The following is a 20,668-nucleotide window of genomic DNA, read 5'->3' on the forward strand; positions in this document are numbered from 1 at the left end:
GTAGCGGGCGAAATGCCGTAGTGACGGCAAAGAGAACGGATGTTCGCCCCGTCTTGCGAGGCGAACAGAACAAACTCGGTACGTAATGACATGGTATCTCTCGCATCCCAGGGCATAAGCGACTCCAAAAACGGGTTCGTATGCCTTAGTTGTAAGTGTCTACCATGTCCCCGAACAAGTGTTCATGATGTCCCCGGACCGTACACTCCCACGGGGAGAGGGAGAAAAGCAAGCGAGTTCCCTCTCCCACAGGGAGAGGGTGGTCAAGTTCCCTCTCTCGTTGGGAGAGGGGTAAGGCGTGATGCGCAAATCAGAAGCTATAACTCGCCCCTACCTGCACCGTGCGGTCGCGCCCAATCCAGCAGTTTGTCGCGTCGTAGCAGGTAAACGTCTCTTTGTTAGTGATGTTCTGCGCGCTGGCTTTCAGGGTCAGCCCTGCCAGTGACGGCATGATTTCACCCATCTGATAAGACGCGGCCAGGTCATACTGCGTGGTGCCGCCCAGTTTGCCCCGATCGTTGGTCGGCGCAATCTCCATCGGTCCGGTATAACGCGCTCCGGCTCCCAGGTTTAGCCCTTTCAGCGGCGTGCTGTCGAAGGTGTAGTCGCCCCACAGGTTAAAGGCGTTTTCCGGCACCTGCGTCGGGCGTTTGCCTTTGTACTTCTCGTCTTCGGTGTTGATCGCGTGGGTGTAGGCGTAGTTAGCGATCAGCGTCAGGTTATCGGTCGGACGGCTGATGGCCGACAACTCTGCCCCTTTCGATTCCACTTCACCGGTCTGGCGATAGTTGAGGAAGCCCGGATCGGTAGTGACCACGTTTTTCTGGCGAATGTTAAATACCGACGCAGTAAAGGTGGTGGCGTACTCTTCCAGCAGGTATTTCACCCCGCCCTCAACCTGTTTGCTGGTGGTCGGTTTGACGTCTTTGGCGGTCAGCGTGCCCTGCGGTGATACCGGCGCAAAGCCTTCGGAGTAGCTGATAAACGGTGAAATGCCGTTTTCGAAAGCATACAGCGCCCCCAGACGTTTGGTCACGCGGTCCTGCGACACCCACGCTTTATCGCCATTTTGCAGATAATCGGTGGTGACTGAACGGTAGTCGTCGTAGCGCAGACTGCCGAGCAAGTTCAGGCCGCCGAATTCAATCTGATCCTGCAGGTAGTAACCGTTCTGCTGATAGCTCAGACGGTTTTTCTGCGCGGTATACAGACCGAGCGAACCGTCGTTAACCTGTGAGTAGTCCGGGTCGCGCATATCGATGCCCGGCGTGTTAGACGCATAGCGATAGTGGAAGTGCGAGTTCAGCTTCTGATAGTCAAACCCGGCCAGCAGATGATGTTTCCAGTCGCCCAGTTCCAGCGTTTTGGTAACCTGGTTATCGATATTAACACTTTGCAGATCTTCATCGGTGGTGTAGGCAAAACGGTTCAGTTCATAGACCTGGGCGCCCGGGCCAGTGGAGTAGATGCTGCGCTGATGGGTGTCCACATCAAAATAACGCGCTTTTTGATTGAAGCCCCAGCCGCTGTCAAACTGATGTTCAAAGCTGTAGCCCAGCATCCACTGACGCTGTTTGAATCCGCTCCACTCGTCGCCCGCGTAGTCGCGTCGATCGGCGTATTTGGAACGCAGATAAGAGAGCGGCAGCGGGTTAGATGGCGTCAGGCTTGGGGAATTTTGCGCCAGCGCGTCAATCGTCAGACGCGTTTTATTATCGGGCTGCCAGGTGACGGACGGGGCCACCAGATAGTTTTCTGTGCGCGTGGTATGCGGCTGGTCGTCGCCCTCCGTCGCTTTACCCAGCAGGCGGTAGTTCCAGTCGCTGTCGGCGATTTGCCCGGTAGAGTCGAGAGTCCCCTCTTTCAGATTACGCGTCCCGGTATTGAAACCCACTTCCGTCTTCGCCGCTTTTTGCGGCTTTTTGCCCTGAATATTCACCAGCCCACCCGGCGAGCCGCCGCCGTAGAGCACGGAGGCCGGACCTTTCAAAATATCGACGCTCTCAATTAGCAGCGGGTCGATGCGCGCTTTGGTGTTTCCAGTGACGTTGTAGGGCAGTTGCAGTCCGTTGTAATACTCCTGCTCAACGGTGAAACCGCGAATTTTATATTCACTCATATAAGAGGTGTTGCCGCGCACTTCCGTCGACACGCCCGGCGCATAGCGCAGGATTTCGTTGACCGAACTGGCGTGACGCTGTTCGATCTCGGTAGCGGAAATGGTGTTGATGACCTGCGGGGTTTTACTCTCGGCCACCGCTGATTTGGTGGCGCTGTTGGTCCACTCTGGAAGCAGGCTGTCCTGTTCTGCTCCGGTGACTACAAGGGTTGATTCTTCCGCAAACGCACAGGTTTGCAACGCCAGTGTAACGGCTCCTGCCAAAGCACATACTGCAAAACGCGAGGTGTTCATAGTGTCGTCTTATTATTAGATGATACAAAGAACGACAATTATTCTCATTTCGATTAACAAAGCAATATGAGGGCAAAAAAAACGGCCCTCGCGATGAGAGCCGTTTCGGTGTTTATGCCCGTCTGAGTAAGCGGAATATCGCCAGCACAACGATCGCGCCCACCACAGCTACCAGGAAACTGTGCAGATTAAAGCCGCTAACGCTGCCACCGACGCCAAACATGGTCGCCAGCCAGCCGCCGACAACTGCACCCACAACCCCAAGCACACAGGTCAGAATAAAGCCGCCACCATCACGTCCCGGCATAATGAATTTTGCGATAACGCCGGCGATAAGACCAAAGACAATCCAGGCGATGATACCCATAGCGATGCCCTCTTGCAGATGAAATGCATGCGCTGAAAATGTTTCGCGCAAGTGACTTAAGTATAGGTCACCGCGTTAAAAGCGTTTTTTTCTCACCGACTTAATTACCTCTCATTTTTGAAAAAAAATCACCGGTTTGTATTAAGTTCCGCTCGCCATTGCCGATACTTCAGGGACAGTCCGTCAGACAATCGAGGAGCCATTCGGCGTGAGTAATTACAGTGAGCAGTTCCTGAAGCAAAATCCGCTGGCTGTATTAGGTGTATTACGCGACCTGCACAAGGGCGAAGTCCCTCTGCGCATAAGTTGGGCTACAAATCAGTTTATCAGCAAGATCCTTGAGGCTACTCCAGAACGCCTGGTCATTGACTTTGGCAGCCAGGAGTACGAAAACCGGGCAATACTGCGGGCGAAAAATATCTCTGTGATGGCGGAAACCAAAGGGGCAAAGGTTGAATTTGTGCTGCCTCTGGTGGAACAAGGTGATTATCTCGATCTCCCGGCCTTTATTACCCCACTGCCGGACAGCCTGTGGTTTGTGCAGCGCCGGGAGTATTTTCGTATTAACGCGCCGATGCATCCTTCCTATTTTTGTAAGGCCAAAATGCCGGACAAAAAAGAGATTCGCTTTCGCCTGTTCGACCTGTCATTAGGCGGGATGGGCGCATTGATGGACACACCACGACCGGACGGACTGGTAGAAGGGATGCGTTTTTCGCAAATCGAGCTGGATATGGGCGGCTGGGGACGCTTTTACTTCGACGCGCAGTTGATTGCGATCAGTGAACGCAAAGTGGTGGACAGCAAAAATGAGACCATTACCACACCACGACTGAGCTTTCGCTTTCTGAATGTCGGGCCTGGGGCCGAGAGGGAACTGCAGCGGATTATTTTCTCACTGGAGCGAGAAGCGCGGGAACGCGCGAATAAGGTGCTCTGAAACGCGCCGGACAGCCTTGCGCTGCCCGGCAACGACATTACATGGCGTCCATCGCTTTCTGTACTTTCCAGATATAGCGCGGCGCCTGTGGTGCCGGATGGTTGTTCACCACATGGTCAAAGAACTCGTCTTTGTCCATGCCGTTAATCTCTTTGATGGCCTTTTTGCGATCCGACGAGAAGGTTCGCAGTAACGCCCCCGCCCCGTTCACATACGAGACCACCAGCGCATACTGCATCACTTCCGGGTCCTCGATACCTTTCAGAATACCGTGCTCCAGAATGCTCAGATACGCGGTCCCCATCGATATATTACGTTCCGGGTTTTTCAGCTCGCTGGTCGACGGCTGACCTTTCCAGCCCATATAGCGATACACTTCGGCCCCGGCGGTGGAGGCTTTCAGCTGCATTAAGCCGACCGCATTGGATTTACTGACCAGTGTCGGGTTACCGCCGGACTCGACTGCAATGATCGCCGTCACCAGACGTGGGCTGACGCCCCAAGCCTTGCCCGCTTGTTCGCTGATTGGCATCCACTGCATCGCGCGTTTGACTGGCACTTCCGGGTTCCACGGCGGATTTTGATAATCCTGTTTTGAACTACAGCCCGCCAGCAATACCATCAAAAAAGCAAACCATCTCAATTTCACGTCATCTATCCTTATTGCGCTTACATATCCGCCCTTGAAGCAGACCGCCTACAGGCGGCATGATATAGGCATTTAGTTTCTCATTCAGCAAGGATTTGCCATGTCTCAGTTTCATCTTGTTGCCCCGTCCGGGTACTGCATTAACCAGGACGCTGCCCGGCTGGGCGTTCAGCGTCTGGAAGCATCCGGTCACAGGGTCGCAAACCAGACGATTATCCCCCGCCGTCTGCAGCGTTTTGCCGGAACCGAGCAGCAAAGAGTGGCTGATATCAACGACCTGGTCACGCTCGAAGGGAAAAACCAGATTATTCTGGCGGTGCGTGGCGGGTACGGTGCGAGCCGTTTACTGGAAACCATCGACTGGGACGGACTCGCCCGCCGTCAGCAGAAGGACCCGCTGCTGTTGTGTGGACACAGCGATTTCACGGTGATTCAACTTGGCCTGCTGGCCCTTCATAACGTCATCACCTTTTGCGGCCCCATGCTGGCCGGGAATTTTGGCGCACCGGAGCTGAATGCGTTTACCCAGGAACATTTCTGGCGTGCGTTACAGAACCCAAGGTTTAACGTGGAATGGCAGGGTAACGGCCCGGCGTGTGAAACCGAAGGACAGCTGTGGGGCGGCAATCTGGCGATGCTGGTGTCGCTCATCGGCACGCCGTGGCTGCCGCAGATTGAGAACGGCATTCTGGTGCTGGAGGATATTAACGAACATCCGTTCCGCGTCGAGCGGATGCTGTTGCAGCTGATGCACGCCGGTATTCTCTCCCGTCAGCGGGCGATTGTTTTAGGCAGTTTCAGCGGGGCGACGCCGAACGATTATGATGCGGGATATACGCTTGAAACGATGATCGATTATCTGCGAACACGTGTGGATATTCCGGTCATCAGCGGGCTGGCGTTTGGTCATGAACAGCAAACGGTGACTCTGCCGCTGGGTGCTCAGGCTATCCTTAAACACAATGAGGCTGGCACGGTATTAACGATTAGCGGTCATCCGATTATAAGCGCATAAAAAAGCCGTATTTCCACCTCAATAAAACGCTGTTTCTGTCGTTAATATGGTAGGGTTTTAGTATCAGCAACAACATTGAGGTGGGAGTAACAGAACATTGGATGCCGCAGCGATAATCAGTCTTTTCATTCTGGGTTCAGTATTAGTAACCTGCAGTATTTTATTAAGTTCATTTTCATCGCGCCTCGGCATACCTATCCTTGTTATCTTCCTGGCCATCGGCATGCTTGCGGGCATCGACGGCATCGGCGGTATTCCATTCGATAATTATCCCTTCGCCTACATGGTGAGTAACCTCGCGCTGGCGGTGATTTTGCTGGACGGCGGGATGCGCACCCAGGCCAGCTCCTTTCGCGTGGCACTCGGCCCGGCGCTGTCGCTAGCGACCGTTGGCGTACTGATCACCTCCGGCCTGACCGGGATGATGGCCGCCTGGCTGTTTCATCTGAATATCATGGAAGGCTTACTGATCGGCGCGATTGTCGGCTCGACCGATGCGGCGGCGGTGTTTTCTCTGCTCGGCGGTAAAGGGCTGAACGAACGTGTCGGCTCGACGCTGGAGATTGAATCCGGCAGTAACGATCCGATGGCGGTATTCCTGACCATCACCCTGATTGAGATGATTCAGGCGCACGAAACCGGCCTGAGCTGGATGTTTGCCTGGCATATTCTCCAGCAGTTTGGCCTCGGAATTGTGATTGGCCTTTCCGGTGGCTATTTGCTGCAGCAGATGATTAACCGTATTTCCCTGCCCGCCGGGCTGTATCCGCTGCTGGCCCTGAGCGGCGGAATTTTGATTTTCGCCCTCACCACGGCGATGGACGGTAGCGGTATTCTGGCGGTGTATCTGTGCGGTTTCCTGCTGGGCAATCGCCCGATCCGCAACCGCCACGCGATTTTGCAGAACTTTGATGGCCTGGCCTGGCTGGCGCAAATCGGCATGTTCCTGGTGCTCGGCCTGCTGGTGACGCCATCTGATTTGCTGCCGATTGCCATTCCGGCACTGATCCTCTCGGCGTGGATGATTTTCTTCGCCCGTCCGCTGTCAGTGTTTGCCGGGCTGCTGCCATTCCGCGGGTTTAACCTGCGCGAACGGATATTTATCAGTTGGGTGGGCCTGCGCGGCGCGGTGCCGATCATTCTGGCCGTGTTCCCGATGATGGCCGGGCTGGATAACTCCCGCCTGTTCTTTAACGTCGCGTTCTTCGTGGTGCTGGTGTCGCTGCTGTTCCAGGGAACCTCGCTCGGATGGGCGGCAAAAAAAGCCAAAGTGGTGGTACCACCGGTCGGATTGCCGGTCTCGCGCGTGGGGCTGGATATCCACCCGGAGAACCCGTGGGAGCAGTTTGTTTATCAGCTGAGCGCTGATAAATGGTGCGTGGGCGCGTCGCTTCGTGACCTGCATATGCCGACGGAAACGCGGATTGCGGCGCTGTTTCGCGATAACGCCCTGCTCCATCCGACGGGCAGCACCCGTCTGCGCGAGGGGGATATCCTCTGCGTGATTGGGCGTGAAACGGATTTACCGGCGCTGGGGAAACTGTTCAGCCAGTCGCCGCCGGTGGCGCTGGACCAGCGCTTCTTCGGCGATTTTATTCTGGAAGCCAACGCGAAGTTTGCCGACGTGGCGTTGATTTACGGCCTGGACGAAGGGCTGGAGTATCGCGATAAGCAGCAAACACTGGGCGAGATTGTGCAGCAACTGCTGGGCGCTGCGCCGGTGGTGGGTGACCAGGTGGAGTTTGCCGGAATGATCTGGACCGTCGCCGAGAAAGAAGATAACGCGGTGCGCAAGGTGGGCGTGCGTCCGATGGAGGATGAGCCGGAGTAGTTTTTGTGCCGGGTGAAGTGCGGTCTGGTGCCCTCACCCCGGCCCTCTCCCACAGGGAGAGGGAGAAAACACTAAAAAGGCAACCTTGCGGTTGCCTTTTGCTTTTTACCTTGTAGGCCGGATAAGGCGCAGCCGCCATCCGGCAAGATGTTACACCGTCACAACTGGTACACGAGGCGCCAGAGCGGTCAACAGCTCATACCCCACCGTCCCCGCCGCTGCGGCCACGTCATCGACTTTCACCTCGTTCCCCCACAGCTCCACCGGCGAACCGATGCCTGCTTGCGGGCATGGCGTTAAATCTATCGCCATCATATCCATCGACACCGTGCCGACAGTGCCAGTACGAACGCCATCAATCCACACTGGCGTGCCTGTTGGTGCAATGCGCGGATAGCCGTCAGCATAGCCACCCGCCACAATGCCAATCCGCTGCTCGCCCGTCGAGTGATAGCGGCTGCCATACCCGACGGTGTCGCCCGCTTTTAAGGTCTGAATACCAATGATTTCACTGCGCAGGGTCATGACCGGTTTCAGGCCGCTGTTGGCGATATCCTGCCACTGGCCCGACGGCGACGCGCCGTACAGAATAATGCCTGGACGCACCCAGTCGTAATGCGCTTCCGGGTGCCAGAGCGTCGCGGCGGAGTTAGACAGGGAGCGAGCGCAGTCCAGCCCTTCTGCCGCCTGGTTGATACGCAGCATCGCGTCGTCAATACCGTCCGGTTTTTCAGCATCGGCAAAGTGCGCCATCAGCGTCATTTCCCCGACGTTTTTCAGGGCCCGCAGCTGTTGCCATACCGTATGTACGCGATCCGGCTGGAAGCCGAGACGGTTCATGCCGCTGTTCACTTTCAGGTAGATGTCCAGCGGCGCATGCAGTTTGGCGTTTTGCAGGGCTTTAATTTGCCAGTTGCTGTGTACGCTGGTGGTCAAACGATACTTATCCAGTAGCGGCAGTTCGTCGGCGTGGAAAAAACCTTCAAGCAGCAGAATTGGCCCTTTCCAGCCGCGTTCGCGCAGCAGGATCGCCTCTTCCAGATTTAACAGCGCAAAGCCATCGGTTGCGCTCAGCGCACTCCAGATGGACTCAATTCCGTGACCGTAGCCGTTGGCTTTCACCACCGACCAGACGCGAGAGCCTGGCGCTGCACGGCGGACTATCTGCAGGTTGTTTTTCAGCGCCTGCAAATCCAGCTGAGCCAGAATAGGACGGGACATGACTGCTCCTTGTTAATTATGCGCGCCATGCAGATGCTGCGGGCGAGATGGCGTGAATCCGGACTGATAGCGCGCGGCACTTAAGTCATCAAACGGAATCGCCGGGGTGCGGCCCGAGATCAAATCACTCAGCAGTTGCCCTGAACCGCAAGCCATCGTCCAGCCCAGCGTTCCGTGGCCGGTATTGGTCCATAGGTTCTTAAACGGCGTGCGGCCCACAATCGGCGTGCCGTCCGGCGTCATAGGACGTAAACCGGTCCAGAACGTGGCCTGCTCAACAAAGCCCCCGCGCGGGAACAGATCGCGTACCACCATCTCCAGGGTTTCGCGGCGCGGTTTTAGCAATTCCGTATTGAAACCGACAATTTCTGCCATCCCGCCGACGCGGATACGATCATCGAAGCGGGTAATAGCGATTTTGTAGGTTTCATCAAGGATAGTTGAAACCGGCGCGCCGTTGTCCTCTTTCACCGGAATGGTGAGCGAGTAGCCTTTCAGCGGATACACCGGAATATCGAGCAGACCTTTCAGCATCGCCGTGGAGTAAGAGCCAAACGCCATCACGTAGGCATCGGCTTTGATCACTTCGTCGCCGCACTTCACGCCGTAGATTTTTTCGCCTTCTGACAGCAGCCGATCGACGGAGGTGTTGTAGCGGAACATCACACCCGCTTGTTCGCACATCTTCGCCAGACGCTGGGTAAAGAGCTGGCAGTCGCCGGTTTCATCGTTCGGCAATCGCAGTCCGCCCGTCAGTTTGTGTGCCACTTCAGCCAGCGCCGGTTCGACCTGCGCCAGCTGGCTGGCTTCGAGCAGCTGATACGGTACGCCGGCATCTTCCAGTACGGCAATATCGCGGGTAGCGTTTTCATACTGCTGCGCGGTGCGAAAGAGCTGGAGAGTGCCCCCCTGCCGCCCTTCGTATTCAATACCGGTAGTGTGGCGCAGCGCTTTCAGGCAGTCGCGGCTGTACTCTGCCAGGCGCACCATGCGGCCTTTGTTTTCCATGTAGTGGCGTGTATCGCAGTTGCGCAGCATCTGCCACATCCATTTGAGCTGGGAAGTCGTGCCATCAAGGCTTATCGCCAGCGGCGCGTGGCGCTGGAACATCCATTTAATGGCTTTCAGCGGCACGCCCGGAGCCGCCCACGGCGCCGCATAGCCTGGGGAGATTTGCCCGGCGTTAGCCGCGCTGGTCTCCAGTGCCGATCCCGGTTCGCGATCGATGACCGTCACCTCATGTCCTGCCTGGCTCAAATACCAGGCGCTGGTGACGCCGACAACCCCACTTCCCAGTATGACAACTCGCATAGCCACTCCATTATGAGCAAAAGAACAATCTTCTAATTACAGATTGATAACCTAGTTGAAAATATTATTCAACATACGACTTTTTTATGGTGACTTATCTCACACCTTCCCCAGCCAGCGGGGATGGCGCTTATTTAGGATCTTTTCCTGCGCGCTCTTTTTAGCCAGCAGAAAATTCTGTGAGACACCCGTTTTATGTGGGATCGAAAACGGGAAATCGCAAAGAAAAAATTTCTGTGTCAGCACGCTTTTCAATGCGTTGTTCTATGCTTGAAAAGAGGTTCTCCAGACTAGAGAGAGCTATCAACAACGAGGGCGCGCTAATGGCTACACTTGACTCCATGAACAAGGACAGCACTCGTCTCAGCGATGGACCCGACTGGACCTTCGAGCTGCTGGATGTCTATCTGGCCGAAATCGACCGGGTGGCAAAGCTGTATCGGCTGGACACCTATCCGCACCAGATCGAAGTCATTACCTCCGAACAGATGATGGACGCCTACTCAAGCGTCGGGATGCCGATTAATTATCCGCACTGGTCATTCGGTAAAAAATTCATTGAGACGGAGCGACTCTATAAGCACGGTCAGCAAGGGCTGGCGTATGAAATAGTCATTAACTCCAACCCCTGTATCGCCTATTTGATGGAAGAGAACACCATTACCATGCAAGCGCTGGTGATGGCGCACGCCTGTTACGGGCATAACTCGTTCTTCAAAAATAACTATCTGTTCCGCAGCTGGACCGATGCCAGCTCGATTGTTGATTACCTGATATTCGCGCGGAAATACATTACCGAATGCGAAGAGCGCTACGGCGTGGACGAGGTGGAAAAACTGCTCGACTCCTGTCATGCGCTGATGAATTACGGCGTCGATCGCTACAAACGGCCGCAAAAAATCTCCCTGCAGGAGGAGAAAGCGCGGCAAAAAAGCCGTGAAGAGTATCTGCAAAGTCAGGTAAATATGCTCTGGCGCACCCTGCCGAAACGCGAAGAGGAAAAAACGGTCGCCGAAGCGCGGCGTTATCCGTCTGAGCCGCAGGAGAACTTACTCTACTTTATGGAAAAAAATGCGCCACTGCTGGAACCGTGGCAGCGAGAAATCTTACGTATTGTGCGTAAGGTGAGTCAGTATTTTTATCCGCAAAAACAGACGCAGGTGATGAACGAAGGCTGGGCGACATTCTGGCACTACACCATTCTTAATCACCTGTATGACGAAGGCAAAGTGACCGAGCGCTTTATGCTCGAGTTTCTGCACAGCCACACAAACGTGGTGTTCCAGCCGCCTTACAACAGCCCGTGGTACAGCGGGATTAACCCGTATGCTCTTGGTTTTGCCATGTTCCAGGATATCAAACGCATCTGCCAGTCGCCGACGGAAGAGGATAAATACTGGTTCCCGGATATTGCCGGCTCAGACTGGCTTGAGACACTGCATTTCGCGATGCGTGACTTTAAAGATGAGAGTTTTATCAGCCAGTTTATGTCGCCGAAAATCATGCGTGATTTCCGCTTCTTTACCGTGCTGGATGATGACCGGAATAATTATCTGGAAATTTCTGCGATTCACAATGAAGAGGGCTATCGCGAGATACGCTCACGTCTCTCTTCACAGTACAACCTGAGCAATCTGGAACCCAATATCCAGGTCTGGAACGTGGATTTACGTGGCGATCGTTCTTTGACGCTGCGCTACATTCCGCACAACCGCGCGCCGCTGGATAAAGGGCGTAAAGAGGTGCTCAAGCATGTTCATCGCCTGTGGGGTTTTGACGTGCTGATGGAGCAGCAGAACGAAGACGGAAGCGTGGAGTTGCTGGATCGTTGCCCGGCGCGAGCTAATACGTTGTAGTTGTTGTGCCGCTTTTTACCGGGTGGCGGCTGCGCCTTATCCGGCCTACAAAATGCGTCTTCGTTGGGCAAAAAAAAGCCTCTCAATCGAGAGGCTTTTTTTCTGTTAATGGCCGTGAATCGCTAAATCACCCGGCAGATTCTTCTGCATCCGATGCCAGATCTCGCCGCTGTCGTGACCGTAGCGGCGCACTGTTTCGTAAACCTGATCGTGCAGGCCTTCCGTACACAGTTCACTCAGCTTATGGTAGAAACCCATCGCCAGACTGCGTGCTTCCGGATTGGCGAAGTAGTGACGACCAATGCGGGTATACAGCCCTTTCATGCCGTTGAGGATCAGTCCATAAATTGGGTTGCCTGAGGCAAACGCCAGACCACGGAAAATGTTGTAATCAAGGGTCGCGAATGCGTCAGCATGATCGTCAACCGACGTCGCCGTGGCAAGCACTTCCAGCGCTTTATCAGGATGCTGGCGGAAAGCAGTACGGATAAAGATGGTGGATATATTGGTGCGTACCGACAGCAGATTATCAATCAGCTGCGGAACGCTTTCGTGATCGAGACGGGCAAGCGTTTCAAGAATATTCAGGCCCGACGTTTCCCAGAAGTTATTCACTTTGGTCGGTTTGCCGTGTTGAATCGTCAACCAGCCATCACGCGCCAGACGCTGAAGCACTTCGCGCAAGGTGGTGCGAGTCACGCCAATCAGTTCAGAAAGTTCACGTTCAGCGGGAAGGATCGTTCCAGGAGCAAAACGGTTATTCCAGATACTTTCAATGATGTACTCTTCAGCGAAACCCGCCGGGCTTTGCGCCTTAATGACCATAGTGAGATTTCCATTACACAGCTTTAGCTAATTCACTCATCATACCAGAGGCTGACTGTGGCAGGTAGCGCAGCGATACCGGAAAAAAGGGATCACCGTTTCATTTTTATCAAATACCCGTCCCTTGCTGTGCGTCAAATTTACCCTCATTCGTTATACGCAATAATTGACACAACCAGATATACTGGCCGCGTATTAAGTCCTGGTAACGGTCTGTTCGCTATCCGGTTTGACTTTTTGCATTATAAACATCCAATTACGCTTTATTTTGCCAGGACCCTCTGACGCTTAAATCGTTTTGGTTTACACTGCGCTTTCTGAACCTGTTCCAGGGAAATGATTATGTTGCGATTTTTGAACCAGTGCTCTCGCGGTCGCGGAGCATGGTTGTTGATGGCCTTGACCGCCTTTGCGCTGGAAATGGTAGCGCTATGGTTCCAGCATGTGATGTTGCTGAAACCCTGTGTGCTGTGTATTTACGAACGTTGTGCGCTTTTCGGCATCATGGGTGCAGGGCTTGTGGGTGCGATTGCGCCTAAATCCCCGCTACGTTACGCCGGGATCGCCATTTGGTTGTACAGCGCCTGGAAAGGCATTGAGCTGGCCTGGCAGCACACTATGATGCAGCTGCACCCATCACCGTTTATGACCTGCGATTTTGCTGCTCGCTTCCCGAGCTGGTTGCCGCTGGATAAATGGCTGCCACAGGTGTTTGTGGCCTCCGGAGATTGCTCCGTTCGTCAGTGGGAATTCCTGACGCTGGAGATGCCCCAGTGGTTAGTCGGTATTTTCGTCGCTTACTTCGTGATAGCGCTGCTGGTGCTGATTGCCCAGCCGTTCAAACCGAAAAAACGCGATTTGTTTGGCAGGTAAGTCTTTCCCCCTCTCCCCGTGGGAGAGGGCCGGGGTGAGGGCATCAGACCGCACCGCACAATCCCATTAAAAAAACCCGCCTCGGCGGGTTTTTTATTTATGCATGTTTGGGATGGTTGAGAATATGGTCTTCCCAGTCCTGCACTTCTGACTCTTTCACCGCAATATGTCTGACTGAGATGCGCTCGCCATGCATCGCCGCTTTGGAGCCCGTCAACAGCGGATGCCAGTCCGGCAGCCCTTTTCCTTCCGCCAGCAGGCGATACGCGCAGGTATGCGGCAGCCATTCAAAAGTCGGGAGATTGTCGCGGGTCAGCTTGATGCAGTCCGGCTCGTATTCGAAACGGCGCTCGTAGTTGCGGCACTGACAGGTTTTGATGTTCAGTTGCTTGCAGGCGACATTAGTGAAGTAGATTTCGTCGGTGTCTTCGTCCATCAGCTTATGCAGGCAGCACTGCCCGCAGCCGTCACACAGCGATTCCCACTCCACGTCGGTCATTTCGTCGAGAGTCTTGCTTTGCCAGAAAGGGGTTTCGCTCATAAGGATGTCCACACGTCAAAAGAAAGCGCACCTTATAACCAGTCTGGCACGTGGATGCAAGTTTTGCCGCCGATTAACAGCGGCAACGGCGTTTTACAGCACGCGGGTCTTAACGGATTGCCCGTTAAAACCAATGTCGAGTTCGTCACCGCTGGCAAGCGGGCCGACACCTTCAGGCGTACCGGTGAGGATCACATCGCCCGGTTTGAGGGTAAAGTAACGGCTCATGTAGGCGATCAACGGCAGGATTTTGTGGATCATGTCTGAGGTGTTGCCCTGCTGGCGGACGTCACCGTTAATTTTCAAACTCAGGGACGTGTTCTGCGGGTCGGCGTTAAATTCTGCGGCCGGAATAAAACCGGAGATCGGACATGAATTATCAAAGCCTTTGGCTTTTTCCCACGGCTGCCCGGCTTTCTTCATTTTGCCCTGAATGTCGCGCAGAGTCAGATCCAGCGCAATGCCATAGCCCGCGATCGCTTTCTGCACGTGCTCCTCAGATGCCTGACGCAACGTGCCGCCAATCAGCACTGCCAGTTCGACTTCATGGTGAACCGAACCCAGCCCCTGCGGCAACGCCAGCGGCTGGCGGATATCGCAGAGCGCCGTTTCCGGCTTGATAAACAACACAGGCTCTTCTGGCACGGCACTGCCCATTTCCTGAATGTGCTTCGCATAGTTGCTGCCGACGCAAACCACTTTGCTCACGGGATAATCCAGTAATGCGCCTTGCCAGTTGTGATGTTGATACATGCTCGTCCCCTAAACGGTTGATATGTCACCCACGGAGTTGGCCGGGGTTATTTTATTCCGTCACCCGCGAGATGCTGTTTTAATAAATTCTCAGGAGGTGGCGGAAGCTGTAAATAATAGCCCTGTTCTTTCAGCGCAGTTTTGACTTTTTCCAGATCGGCATTCACCAGTTTTTTACGACCATCCAGCGGCAGCAGCATCGCCAGCTGCGGCGCACCGAAGCCTTTCATTAATTCTTCCGGCACGCGGGAAAAATCGTCTTTTTTCTCGACATAAAGATAGGTCTGGTCGCGTTTAGTACTTCTGTAGATCACACAAAACATGTTTTTACTCTGAATTATCGGTGGTTGCTTGCCTCAATATACCAGTGACTATAACATGCCTGATACTCTTCGGAATATCGCAACGAATGTGCTGCGATTAACAGCAAATTGAGTAAGGCCAGGATGTCAAACACGCCCATCGAGCTTAAAGGCAGTAGCTTCACCTTATCAGTGGTTCATTTGCATGATGCAAAACCCGAGGTTATTCGTCAGGCGTTAGAAGACAAAATCGCGCAGGCCCCCGCTTTCCTGAAACACGCCCCTGTGGTGGTGAACGTCAGTGGTCTGGTCGCACCTGTAAACTGGCAGCATTTGCAACAGGCGGTCTCCTCGACCGGTCTGCGTATTGTCGGCATTAGCGGCTGCAAAGATGCCCGACTGAAAGATGAAATTGAGCGCGCCGGGCTTCCTCTTCTGACCGAAGGGAAAGAAAAAGCCGCGCGTTCTGCGCCAAAAGAAGCCCCAACACCCCCGCCGCCCGCGCAAAACGTTACACCAGTCACAAAAACGCGAATGATTGATGTGCCGGTTCGTTCCGGTCAGCGCATTTATGCACCAAACTGTGATCTGATTGTAACAAGCCACGTGAGTGCTGGCGCAGAGCTGATTGCTGATGGCAATATTCACGTCTACGGTATGATGCGGGGACGCGCGCTGGCGGGTGCCAGTGGCGATCGGGATGCGCAAATTTTCTGTACCCATCTGACGGCGGAGCTGGTTTCCATCGCAGGTGAATATTGGCTGAGTGACAAGATCCCAGCCGAATTTTATGGCAAAGCGGCGCGTCTGCGTCTGGCAGAGAACGCTTTGACTGTTCAACCGTTGAATTGATCCCTTTTTAACAAGGAATTTCTATGGCACGCATTATTGTTGTGACTTCGGGTAAAGGAGGCGTTGGCAAGACCACCTCCAGCGCGGCCATCGCTACTGGTTTGGCCCAGAAGGGAAAGAAGACAGTTGTTATCGACTTCGATATCGGCCTGCGTAACCTCGACCTGATCATGGGCTGCGAGCGTCGCGTGGTGTATGACTTTGTTAACGTCATCCAGGGCGATGCGACCTTAAACCAGGCGCTGATTAAAGACAAGCGCACGGAAAACCTCTTTATTCTCCCGGCCTCTCAGACGCGCGACAAAGACGCGCTGACCCGTGAAGGCGTGGAGAAAGTGCTCGACGAGCTGAAAAAGATGGAGTTCGACTTTGTGGTCTGCGACTCCCCTGCCGGTATCGAAACCGGTGCGCTGATGGCGCTGTACTTCGCTGACGAAGCCATCATCACCACCAACCCTGAAGTGTCGTCCGTGCGTGACTCAGACCGTATTCTGGGCATTCTGGCCTCTAAATCGCGTCGCGCGGAGAATGGTCAGGACCCGATTAAAGAGCACCTGCTGCTGACCCGCTACAATCCGGGCCGCGTCAACAAAGGTGACATGCTGAGCATGGAAGACGTGCTGGAGATCCTGCGCATCAAACTGGTCGGCGTGATTCCGGAAGACCAATCCGTATTACGCGCCTCTAACCAGGGTGAGCCGGTTATCCTGGACATCATGGCAGACGCAGGTAAAGCATACGCCGATACCGTTGATCGTCTGTTGGGAGAAGAACGTCCTTTCCGCTTCATTGAAGAAGAGAAGAAAGGTTTCCTCAAACGCCTGTTCGGAGGATAAGTTATGGCATTACTGGACTTTTTTCTCTCGCGGAAAAAAAGCACCGCTAACATCGCAAAAGAGCGACTGCAAATTATCGTTGCGGAACGCCGCCGCAGCGATGCTGAACCTCACTATTTGCCTCAGCTGCGCAAAGACATCCTGGAAGTGATTTGTAAGTACGTGCAGATCGACCCAGAGATGGTGACCGTGCAGCTTGAGCAGAAGGATGGAGATATTTCGATTCTGGAGCTGAACGTGACGCTGCCAGAAGCGGAAGAATCACGCCCGTAGCAGCATTGTAAACATGTCGTTTGTAGGCCGGGTAAGCGCGCAGCGCCACCCGGCAAATTCCCCGGTGGCGCTTCGCTTACCGGGGCTACAAAACCAACATATCCTCTGTTTACTGCGGATAGGTTTCCAGCAGGGTTTTCAGTCGTTCGCCCATCAGTTCCCCGCGCCAGCCCGCGATCAGTTCCGGCAAGCCATTGTTCGGTTTTAACTTCCAGTGCCAGTTCAGCAGCTGATTGATCTGACGGCGTGAGGCCAGCAGCTCAGGGCTAATCTTATTTTCCGTTCCCACTTCCAGCACCAACGCTTTGATATCTTTAAACGCTTTGCGATAGCCTGGCATGTCCATCAGATTTAACAGCGGTTCAGGCAGTTGGTCTTCTGGCAATTCCTGCGCTTTTGCAACCAGTGCCAGCAGCGTTTTACCGTGGAAGCGAATTTCGCTACCGGATAAACCAATGCTGTCCAGTTCACCCATGCTGCCCGGCATGTAACGCGCCACGGCCCACAGATGCTCTTCACGCACCACAAAGTTCACCGCCAAATCGCGCTCGCGCGCTTTGCGCAGACGCCAGTCGGCCAGTAATTGCAGGCAGGCAAGCTGGCGCGTACGCAGCTGCCAGGCATTGGTGATTTCGCGCCAGGCATCTTTCGGATCGAGAACTTCCTGACGACGCTGCTGGGTCATACGGCATTCGTTGAGCGCCGCATCCAGCCAACCCGCCTCTTCGGCCTCTTTCATCAACTGGCCGCAGATCGGCAGCAGGTAAAATACATCGGCGGCCGCATAATCGAGCTGACGCTCGGTCAGCGGACGAGCCAGCCAGTCGGTGCGTGATTCGCTCTTGTCGAGTGCAATCCCGGTGTACTCTTCCACCATTGCGGCAAAGCCCCAGGAAAGCGGACGGCCTGAGAAGGCGGCGAGGATTTGCGTATCAATCAGCGGCTCCGGCATCACACCGAAGGTATTCATGAACACTTCCAGATCTTCACTGCCCGCGTGCAGATATTTGGTGACAGCCGTATCGAGCAGCAGTTCGCGCATCGGCGTCCAGTCCGTAATCCCTAGCGGATCAATCAGCGAGACTTTCTTGCCGTCGTACATCTGAATCAGACCCAACTGAGGATAGTAGGTCCGCGTGCGAACAAACTCGGTATCCAGAGCGATGGCGGGAAAATCGCGGGTGACGTCGCACAGCGTTGCCAGCTCGTCGTTGGTGGTGATCATCTGGTAGTTCAAAACGATTTCTCTTTGGTTTGCGCCCATAAAAAACGCCGGCTAACCGGCGTGTGATGGCGACTCACTCGAAGCTTAGGCTTTATTGTCCACTTTGGCGCGGGCTTCGTCACGTAATTCTCGTCGTAATATCTTCCCGACGTTCGATTTTGGCAGCTCGTCGCGGAACTCAACCAGCTTTGGCACTTTGTAGCCGGTGAGCTGACGGCGACAGAAGGCGACCAGTTCGTCTTCTGTTAGCGAGGCGTCTTTTTTGACCACGAAGATCTTCACCGCTTCACCACTGCTGCCGGACGGTACGCCGACGGCAGCCACTTCCTGCACGCCGTCGTGCTGCATCACCACGTCTTCGATTTCGTTCGGATAGACGTTAAAGCCGGAGACCAGGATCATGTCTTTCTTGCGATCGACAATGCGCAGGAAGCCCTCGTCGTCCATCACTGCGATGTCGCCCGTGTAGAGCCAGCCATCTTTGATGATCTCGTCCGTCGCGTCAGGACGCTGCCAGTAGCCGAGCATCACCTGTGGGCCTTTGACGCACAGTTCACCCGGCTCGCCGTGCGGCACTTCGTTACCTTCGTCGTCGACCAGTTTGGCTTCCGTCGACGGTACCGGCAGACCAATACTACCGCTGTGATAATCGATATCATGCGGGTTGACGCTGACCAGTGGCGCGCACTCCGTCAGACCGTAGCCCTCCAGCAGATACTGCCCGGTGAGTTTCACCCAACGGTCTGCAACCGCCTGCTGAACCGGCATCCCGCCGCCCGCAGAGAGGTGCAGCGAGGAAAAGTCGAGCTGCTGGAACTCTTTGTTATTGAGCAGCGCGTTAAACAACGTGTTGACGCCGGTCATCGCGGTGAAAGGATATTTCGCCAACTCTTTCACCAGCCCCGGAATATCGCGCGGGTTAGTGATGAGTAAATTCTGTCCGCCCAGCTCGATAAACAGCAGGCAGTTCATCGTCAGAGCAAAAATGTGATACAGCGGCAGCGCCGTGACGACCAGCTCTTTGCCGCGATGCAGCAGCGGGCCGTAGGTCGCGTTGACCTGTTCGAGGTTCGCCAGCATGTTGCGGTGGGTCAGCATCGCCCCTTTTGCTACGCCGGTGGTGCCGCCGGTGTACTGCAGGAAGGCCAGATCGTCTGACACCACTTCCGGTTTCACGTACTGCATGCGATACCCGCTGTGCAGCGCCCGGCGGAAGGAGATGGCATCCGGGAGATGGTATTTCGGCACCAGACGCTTGACGTATTTAACGACAAAGTTAACCAGCGTGCCTTTGGCGGTCGAAAGCTGATCGCCCATTCGGGTCAGGATCACGTGGCGGACCTGGGTCTTATCAACCACTTTTTCCAGAGTATGGGCAAAGTTAGAGACAATAACGATAGCCGCCGCGCCGCTGTCGTTGAGCTGGTGTTCCAGCTCACGCGGGGTATACAGCGGGTTCACGTTAACGACGATCATCCCCGCGCGCAAAATACCGAATAGCGCCACCGGATACTGCAGCAGGTTCGGCATCATCAGCGCGACGCGGTCGCCCTTCTTCAGCCCCAACCCTTCCTGTAAATAGGCCGCAAACGCCCGACTGCGTTCTTCCAGTTTGCGGAAGGTCATCACTTCGCCCATGTTCACAAACGCAGGCTGATCCGCATAGCGCGAAACCGAGTGCTCAAATAATTCAACCAGGGATTGATAACGGTCAGGATTGATCTCCGCAGGCACATCTGCGGGATAACGGTTAAGCCAAACCTTTTTCAATGCATCACCTCTGAAATGAGTGTTCGTCGTCATCACAACCCCGATAATAAACAGTTCGTTAACATTATATTAACTCAGCGTACCAGTTTATTAATTGTTCGGATTTAAGGTTGCGAAGCGCGTCACTCTTTTTTTGTGTTTCGTCCGTAAAAAACAGAGACAGCGGCTGAGCCGCTGTCTCTTATCTAAATATAACAGTAACTTACTCGGTAACGATGGTCTGCACTTGCGCCGGGCCTGGGTTGTACCAACCCCATCCACCGTAGCCGCCATAGCGATAAGGGTGTGGTCCCCACATCCACGGGTCCATCGGCTGCGGCGGTAGCATGACCTGCTGTGTCAGGTGCCAGCGTTTATAACCGTTCGCCTGCATGGTCATGAATTTATACGGCGTGTTGCCGATTTTGCCCTGTACCGAACCGGTAATCGGCCCGACGACCGTCACCAGCTGACCACGAAAATCCACCGGGTCGAGGAAACCGTTCACGTCGGCGTAAATGCGCCCACGTGAGGGTTCGCCAAGGGTTGGTCGTGCCCCGCTGTCCAGCGGTACCGTCGCAATTTCAAGGCGGGTTTTGCCCTGCTGGTTCTGGATATCGACCACTTTACCGCCGAAGCGCGCTTCCTGGCCGACGTACAGTTCAGGGGCATTCATCACCCGCACCAGATCCTGCTGCGGCGTTGGGCTGCTCCCTTTGATCGCGTCAGGAACGGTGACACATCCACTTAATGCCACAGCGATAGCGCCCGCTATGAAGAGGCGTACAACTTTTGTTTGAACCGCCATGATGCGACTCCCTTTTCTCAGTGCTTAT

The 20,668-nt window shown here is 54.7% G+C and carries 20 protein-coding genes and 1 pseudogene; 8 read left to right on the forward strand and 13 right to left on the reverse strand.

Annotated elements, in window-relative coordinates; all coding sequences use genetic code 11:
- The 3 genes and pseudogenes from C3708_RS14900 to C3708_RS14910 all read right to left on the reverse strand — a co-directional run.
- Nucleotides 1–128: pseudogene (locus tag C3708_RS14900) on the reverse strand (IS481 family transposase); the annotation flags it as partial.
- A 182-nt stretch (nt 129–310) separates the two neighbouring features.
- A complete protein-coding gene (locus tag C3708_RS14905; RefSeq protein ID WP_095282319.1) occupies nt 311–2,413 on the reverse strand; it encodes a TonB-dependent siderophore receptor in 2,103 nt (700 codons plus the stop codon).
- A gap of 112 nt (nt 2,414–2,525) precedes the next feature.
- Entirely contained in the window at nt 2,526–2,780 is a 255-nt protein-coding gene (locus tag C3708_RS14910; protein ID WP_095282320.1) for a GlsB/YeaQ/YmgE family stress response membrane protein, read from the reverse strand.
- A 208-nt stretch (nt 2,781–2,988) separates the two neighbouring features.
- Here C3708_RS14910 and C3708_RS14915 point away from each other — a divergent pair, with 208 nt between their 5' ends.
- Nucleotides 2,989–3,720, forward strand: a complete 732-nt coding sequence (locus tag C3708_RS14915) for a flagellar brake protein (RefSeq protein WP_095282321.1) — start codon at nt 2,989–2,991, stop codon at nt 3,718–3,720.
- A 37-nt stretch (nt 3,721–3,757) separates the two neighbouring features.
- Here the strand turns inward: C3708_RS14915 and emtA are convergent, their stop codons facing one another.
- Nucleotides 3,758–4,369 (reverse strand): membrane-bound lytic murein transglycosylase EmtA, encoded by a 612-nt coding sequence (emtA, locus tag C3708_RS14920; protein ID WP_095282322.1) that lies wholly within the window; start codon nt 4,367–4,369, stop codon nt 3,758–3,760.
- A gap of 100 nt (nt 4,370–4,469) precedes the next feature.
- On the opposite strand from emtA, the gene ldcA reads away from it, so the two are divergent.
- Nucleotides 4,470–5,384: a muramoyltetrapeptide carboxypeptidase gene (gene ldcA / locus C3708_RS14925; protein WP_103949641.1), complete on the forward strand. Its 915-nt coding sequence runs from the start codon at nt 4,470–4,472 to the stop codon at nt 5,382–5,384.
- Between the two features lie 97 nt (nt 5,385–5,481).
- A complete protein-coding gene (locus C3708_RS14930) occupies nt 5,482–7,215 on the forward strand; it encodes a potassium/proton antiporter (protein WP_095282324.1) in 1,734 nt (577 codons plus the stop codon).
- A gap of 150 nt (nt 7,216–7,365) precedes the next feature.
- On the opposite strand, the gene dadX is transcribed toward C3708_RS14930, so the two are convergent.
- A complete protein-coding gene (dadX, locus tag C3708_RS14935; protein ID WP_103949642.1) occupies nt 7,366–8,436 on the reverse strand; it encodes a catabolic alanine racemase DadX in 1,071 nt (356 codons plus the stop codon).
- Between the two features lie 12 nt (nt 8,437–8,448).
- The gene (locus tag C3708_RS14940) at nt 8,449–9,747 is read right to left on the reverse strand and encodes a D-amino acid dehydrogenase (RefSeq protein WP_103949643.1); all 1,299 of its coding nucleotides are present in this window, start codon (nt 9,745–9,747) and stop codon (nt 8,449–8,451) included.
- A gap of 323 nt (nt 9,748–10,070) precedes the next feature.
- Between C3708_RS14940 and C3708_RS14945 the strand changes: the two genes are divergently transcribed.
- Nucleotides 10,071–11,603, forward strand: a complete 1,533-nt coding sequence (locus C3708_RS14945) for a SpoVR family protein (RefSeq protein WP_103949644.1) — start codon at nt 10,071–10,073, stop codon at nt 11,601–11,603.
- Nucleotides 11,604–11,708: 105 nt separating this feature from the next.
- On the opposite strand, the gene fadR is transcribed toward C3708_RS14945, so the two are convergent.
- Nucleotides 11,709–12,428 (reverse strand): fatty acid metabolism transcriptional regulator FadR, encoded by a 720-nt coding sequence (fadR, locus tag C3708_RS14950; RefSeq protein WP_095282328.1) that lies wholly within the window; start codon nt 12,426–12,428, stop codon nt 11,709–11,711.
- A gap of 342 nt (nt 12,429–12,770) precedes the next feature.
- Here fadR and dsbB point away from each other — a divergent pair, with 342 nt between their 5' ends.
- Nucleotides 12,771–13,301: a disulfide bond formation protein DsbB gene (gene dsbB, locus C3708_RS14955; RefSeq protein WP_095282329.1), complete on the forward strand. Its 531-nt coding sequence runs from the start codon at nt 12,771–12,773 to the stop codon at nt 13,299–13,301.
- 97 nt (nt 13,302–13,398) lie between these two features.
- On the opposite strand, the gene C3708_RS14960 is transcribed toward dsbB, so the two are convergent.
- The 3 genes from C3708_RS14960 to C3708_RS14970 all read right to left on the reverse strand — a co-directional run bounded on the left by C3708_RS14960 (nt 13,399) and on the right by C3708_RS14970 (nt 14,918).
- Nucleotides 13,399–13,842: a YcgN family cysteine cluster protein gene (locus C3708_RS14960; protein WP_100779838.1), complete on the reverse strand. Its 444-nt coding sequence runs from the start codon at nt 13,840–13,842 to the stop codon at nt 13,399–13,401.
- Between the two features lie 93 nt (nt 13,843–13,935).
- Entirely contained in the window at nt 13,936–14,595 is a 660-nt protein-coding gene (locus tag C3708_RS14965) for a fumarylacetoacetate hydrolase family protein (RefSeq protein WP_095282331.1), read from the reverse strand.
- A gap of 47 nt (nt 14,596–14,642) precedes the next feature.
- Nucleotides 14,643–14,918 carry a YcgL domain-containing protein gene (locus C3708_RS14970; protein WP_095282332.1) on the reverse strand — a complete coding sequence of 92 codons (276 nt, stop codon included), beginning with the start codon at nt 14,916–14,918 and terminating at the stop codon, nt 14,643–14,645.
- 123 nt (nt 14,919–15,041) lie between these two features.
- Here C3708_RS14970 and minC point away from each other — a divergent pair, with 123 nt between their 5' ends.
- The 3 genes from minC to minE are packed head-to-tail and all read left to right on the forward strand — an operon-like array spanning nt 15,042 to nt 16,858.
- Nucleotides 15,042–15,749: a septum site-determining protein MinC gene (minC, locus tag C3708_RS14975; RefSeq protein ID WP_095282333.1), complete on the forward strand. Its 708-nt coding sequence runs from the start codon at nt 15,042–15,044 to the stop codon at nt 15,747–15,749.
- Between the two features lie 23 nt (nt 15,750–15,772).
- Nucleotides 15,773–16,585 carry a septum site-determining protein MinD gene (gene minD / locus C3708_RS14980; RefSeq protein WP_095282334.1) on the forward strand — a complete coding sequence of 271 codons (813 nt, stop codon included), beginning with the start codon at nt 15,773–15,775 and terminating at the stop codon, nt 16,583–16,585.
- A gap of 3 nt (nt 16,586–16,588) precedes the next feature.
- Nucleotides 16,589–16,858 (forward strand): cell division topological specificity factor MinE, encoded by a 270-nt coding sequence (minE, locus tag C3708_RS14985; RefSeq protein ID WP_010432714.1) that lies wholly within the window; start codon nt 16,589–16,591, stop codon nt 16,856–16,858.
- A 109-nt stretch (nt 16,859–16,967) separates the two neighbouring features.
- On the opposite strand, the gene rnd is transcribed toward minE, so the two are convergent.
- The 3 genes from rnd to C3708_RS15000 form a co-directional block, all read right to left on the reverse strand.
- On the reverse strand, nt 16,968–18,095 hold the full coding sequence (gene rnd, locus C3708_RS14990) for a ribonuclease D (RefSeq protein ID WP_095284303.1): 1,128 nt from the start codon (nt 18,093–18,095) through the stop codon (nt 16,968–16,970).
- Between the two features lie 72 nt (nt 18,096–18,167).
- The gene (gene fadD, locus C3708_RS14995; RefSeq protein ID WP_133159622.1) at nt 18,168–19,853 is read right to left on the reverse strand and encodes a long-chain-fatty-acid--CoA ligase FadD; all 1,686 of its coding nucleotides are present in this window, start codon (nt 19,851–19,853) and stop codon (nt 18,168–18,170) included.
- A 202-nt stretch (nt 19,854–20,055) separates the two neighbouring features.
- Nucleotides 20,056–20,640, reverse strand: coding sequence for a Slp family lipoprotein (locus C3708_RS15000; protein ID WP_095282336.1), 585 nt, complete (start codon nt 20,638–20,640; stop codon nt 20,056–20,058).
- Nucleotides 20,641–20,668: the final 28 nt, after the last annotated feature.

The sequence above is a fragment of the Lelliottia sp. 7254-16 genome (assembly GCF_002922995.1).
Lineage (GTDB): Bacteria > Pseudomonadota > Gammaproteobacteria > Enterobacterales > Enterobacteriaceae > Enterobacter > Enterobacter jeotgali.

What these genes read in the sequence shown, in the direction of transcription:
- C3708_RS14970 (WP_095282332.1), bottom strand. Translation starts at nt 14,918, where the DNA reads ATGTTTTGTGTGATCTACAGAAGTACTAAACGCGACCAGACCTATCTT.
- C3708_RS14945 (WP_103949644.1), top strand. Translation starts at nt 10,071, where the DNA reads ATGGCTACACTTGACTCCATGAACAAGGACAGCACTCGTCTCAGCGAT.
- minC (WP_095282333.1), top strand. Translation starts at nt 15,042, where the DNA reads ATGTCAAACACGCCCATCGAGCTTAAAGGCAGTAGCTTCACCTTATCA.
- fadR (WP_095282328.1), bottom strand. Translation starts at nt 12,428, where the DNA reads ATGGTCATTAAGGCGCAAAGCCCGGCGGGTTTCGCTGAAGAGTACATC.
- C3708_RS14960 (WP_100779838.1), bottom strand. Translation starts at nt 13,842, where the DNA reads ATGAGCGAAACCCCTTTCTGGCAAAGCAAGACTCTCGACGAAATGACC.
- ldcA (WP_103949641.1), top strand. Translation starts at nt 4,470, where the DNA reads ATGTCTCAGTTTCATCTTGTTGCCCCGTCCGGGTACTGCATTAACCAG.
- minE (WP_010432714.1), top strand. Translation starts at nt 16,589, where the DNA reads ATGGCATTACTGGACTTTTTTCTCTCGCGGAAAAAAAGCACCGCTAAC.
- C3708_RS14905 (WP_095282319.1), bottom strand. Translation starts at nt 2,413, where the DNA reads ATGAACACCTCGCGTTTTGCAGTATGTGCTTTGGCAGGAGCCGTTACA.
- dsbB (WP_095282329.1), top strand. Translation starts at nt 12,771, where the DNA reads ATGTTGCGATTTTTGAACCAGTGCTCTCGCGGTCGCGGAGCATGGTTG.
- dadX (WP_103949642.1), bottom strand. Translation starts at nt 8,436, where the DNA reads ATGTCCCGTCCTATTCTGGCTCAGCTGGATTTGCAGGCGCTGAAAAAC.
- C3708_RS14910 (WP_095282320.1), bottom strand. Translation starts at nt 2,780, where the DNA reads ATGGGTATCATCGCCTGGATTGTCTTTGGTCTTATCGCCGGCGTTATC.
- minD (WP_095282334.1), top strand. Translation starts at nt 15,773, where the DNA reads ATGGCACGCATTATTGTTGTGACTTCGGGTAAAGGAGGCGTTGGCAAG.
- C3708_RS14965 (WP_095282331.1), bottom strand. Translation starts at nt 14,595, where the DNA reads ATGTATCAACATCACAACTGGCAAGGCGCATTACTGGATTATCCCGTG.
- C3708_RS15000 (WP_095282336.1), bottom strand. Translation starts at nt 20,640, where the DNA reads ATGGCGGTTCAAACAAAAGTTGTACGCCTCTTCATAGCGGGCGCTATC.
- C3708_RS14940 (WP_103949643.1), bottom strand. Translation starts at nt 9,747, where the DNA reads ATGCGAGTTGTCATACTGGGAAGTGGGGTTGTCGGCGTCACCAGCGCC.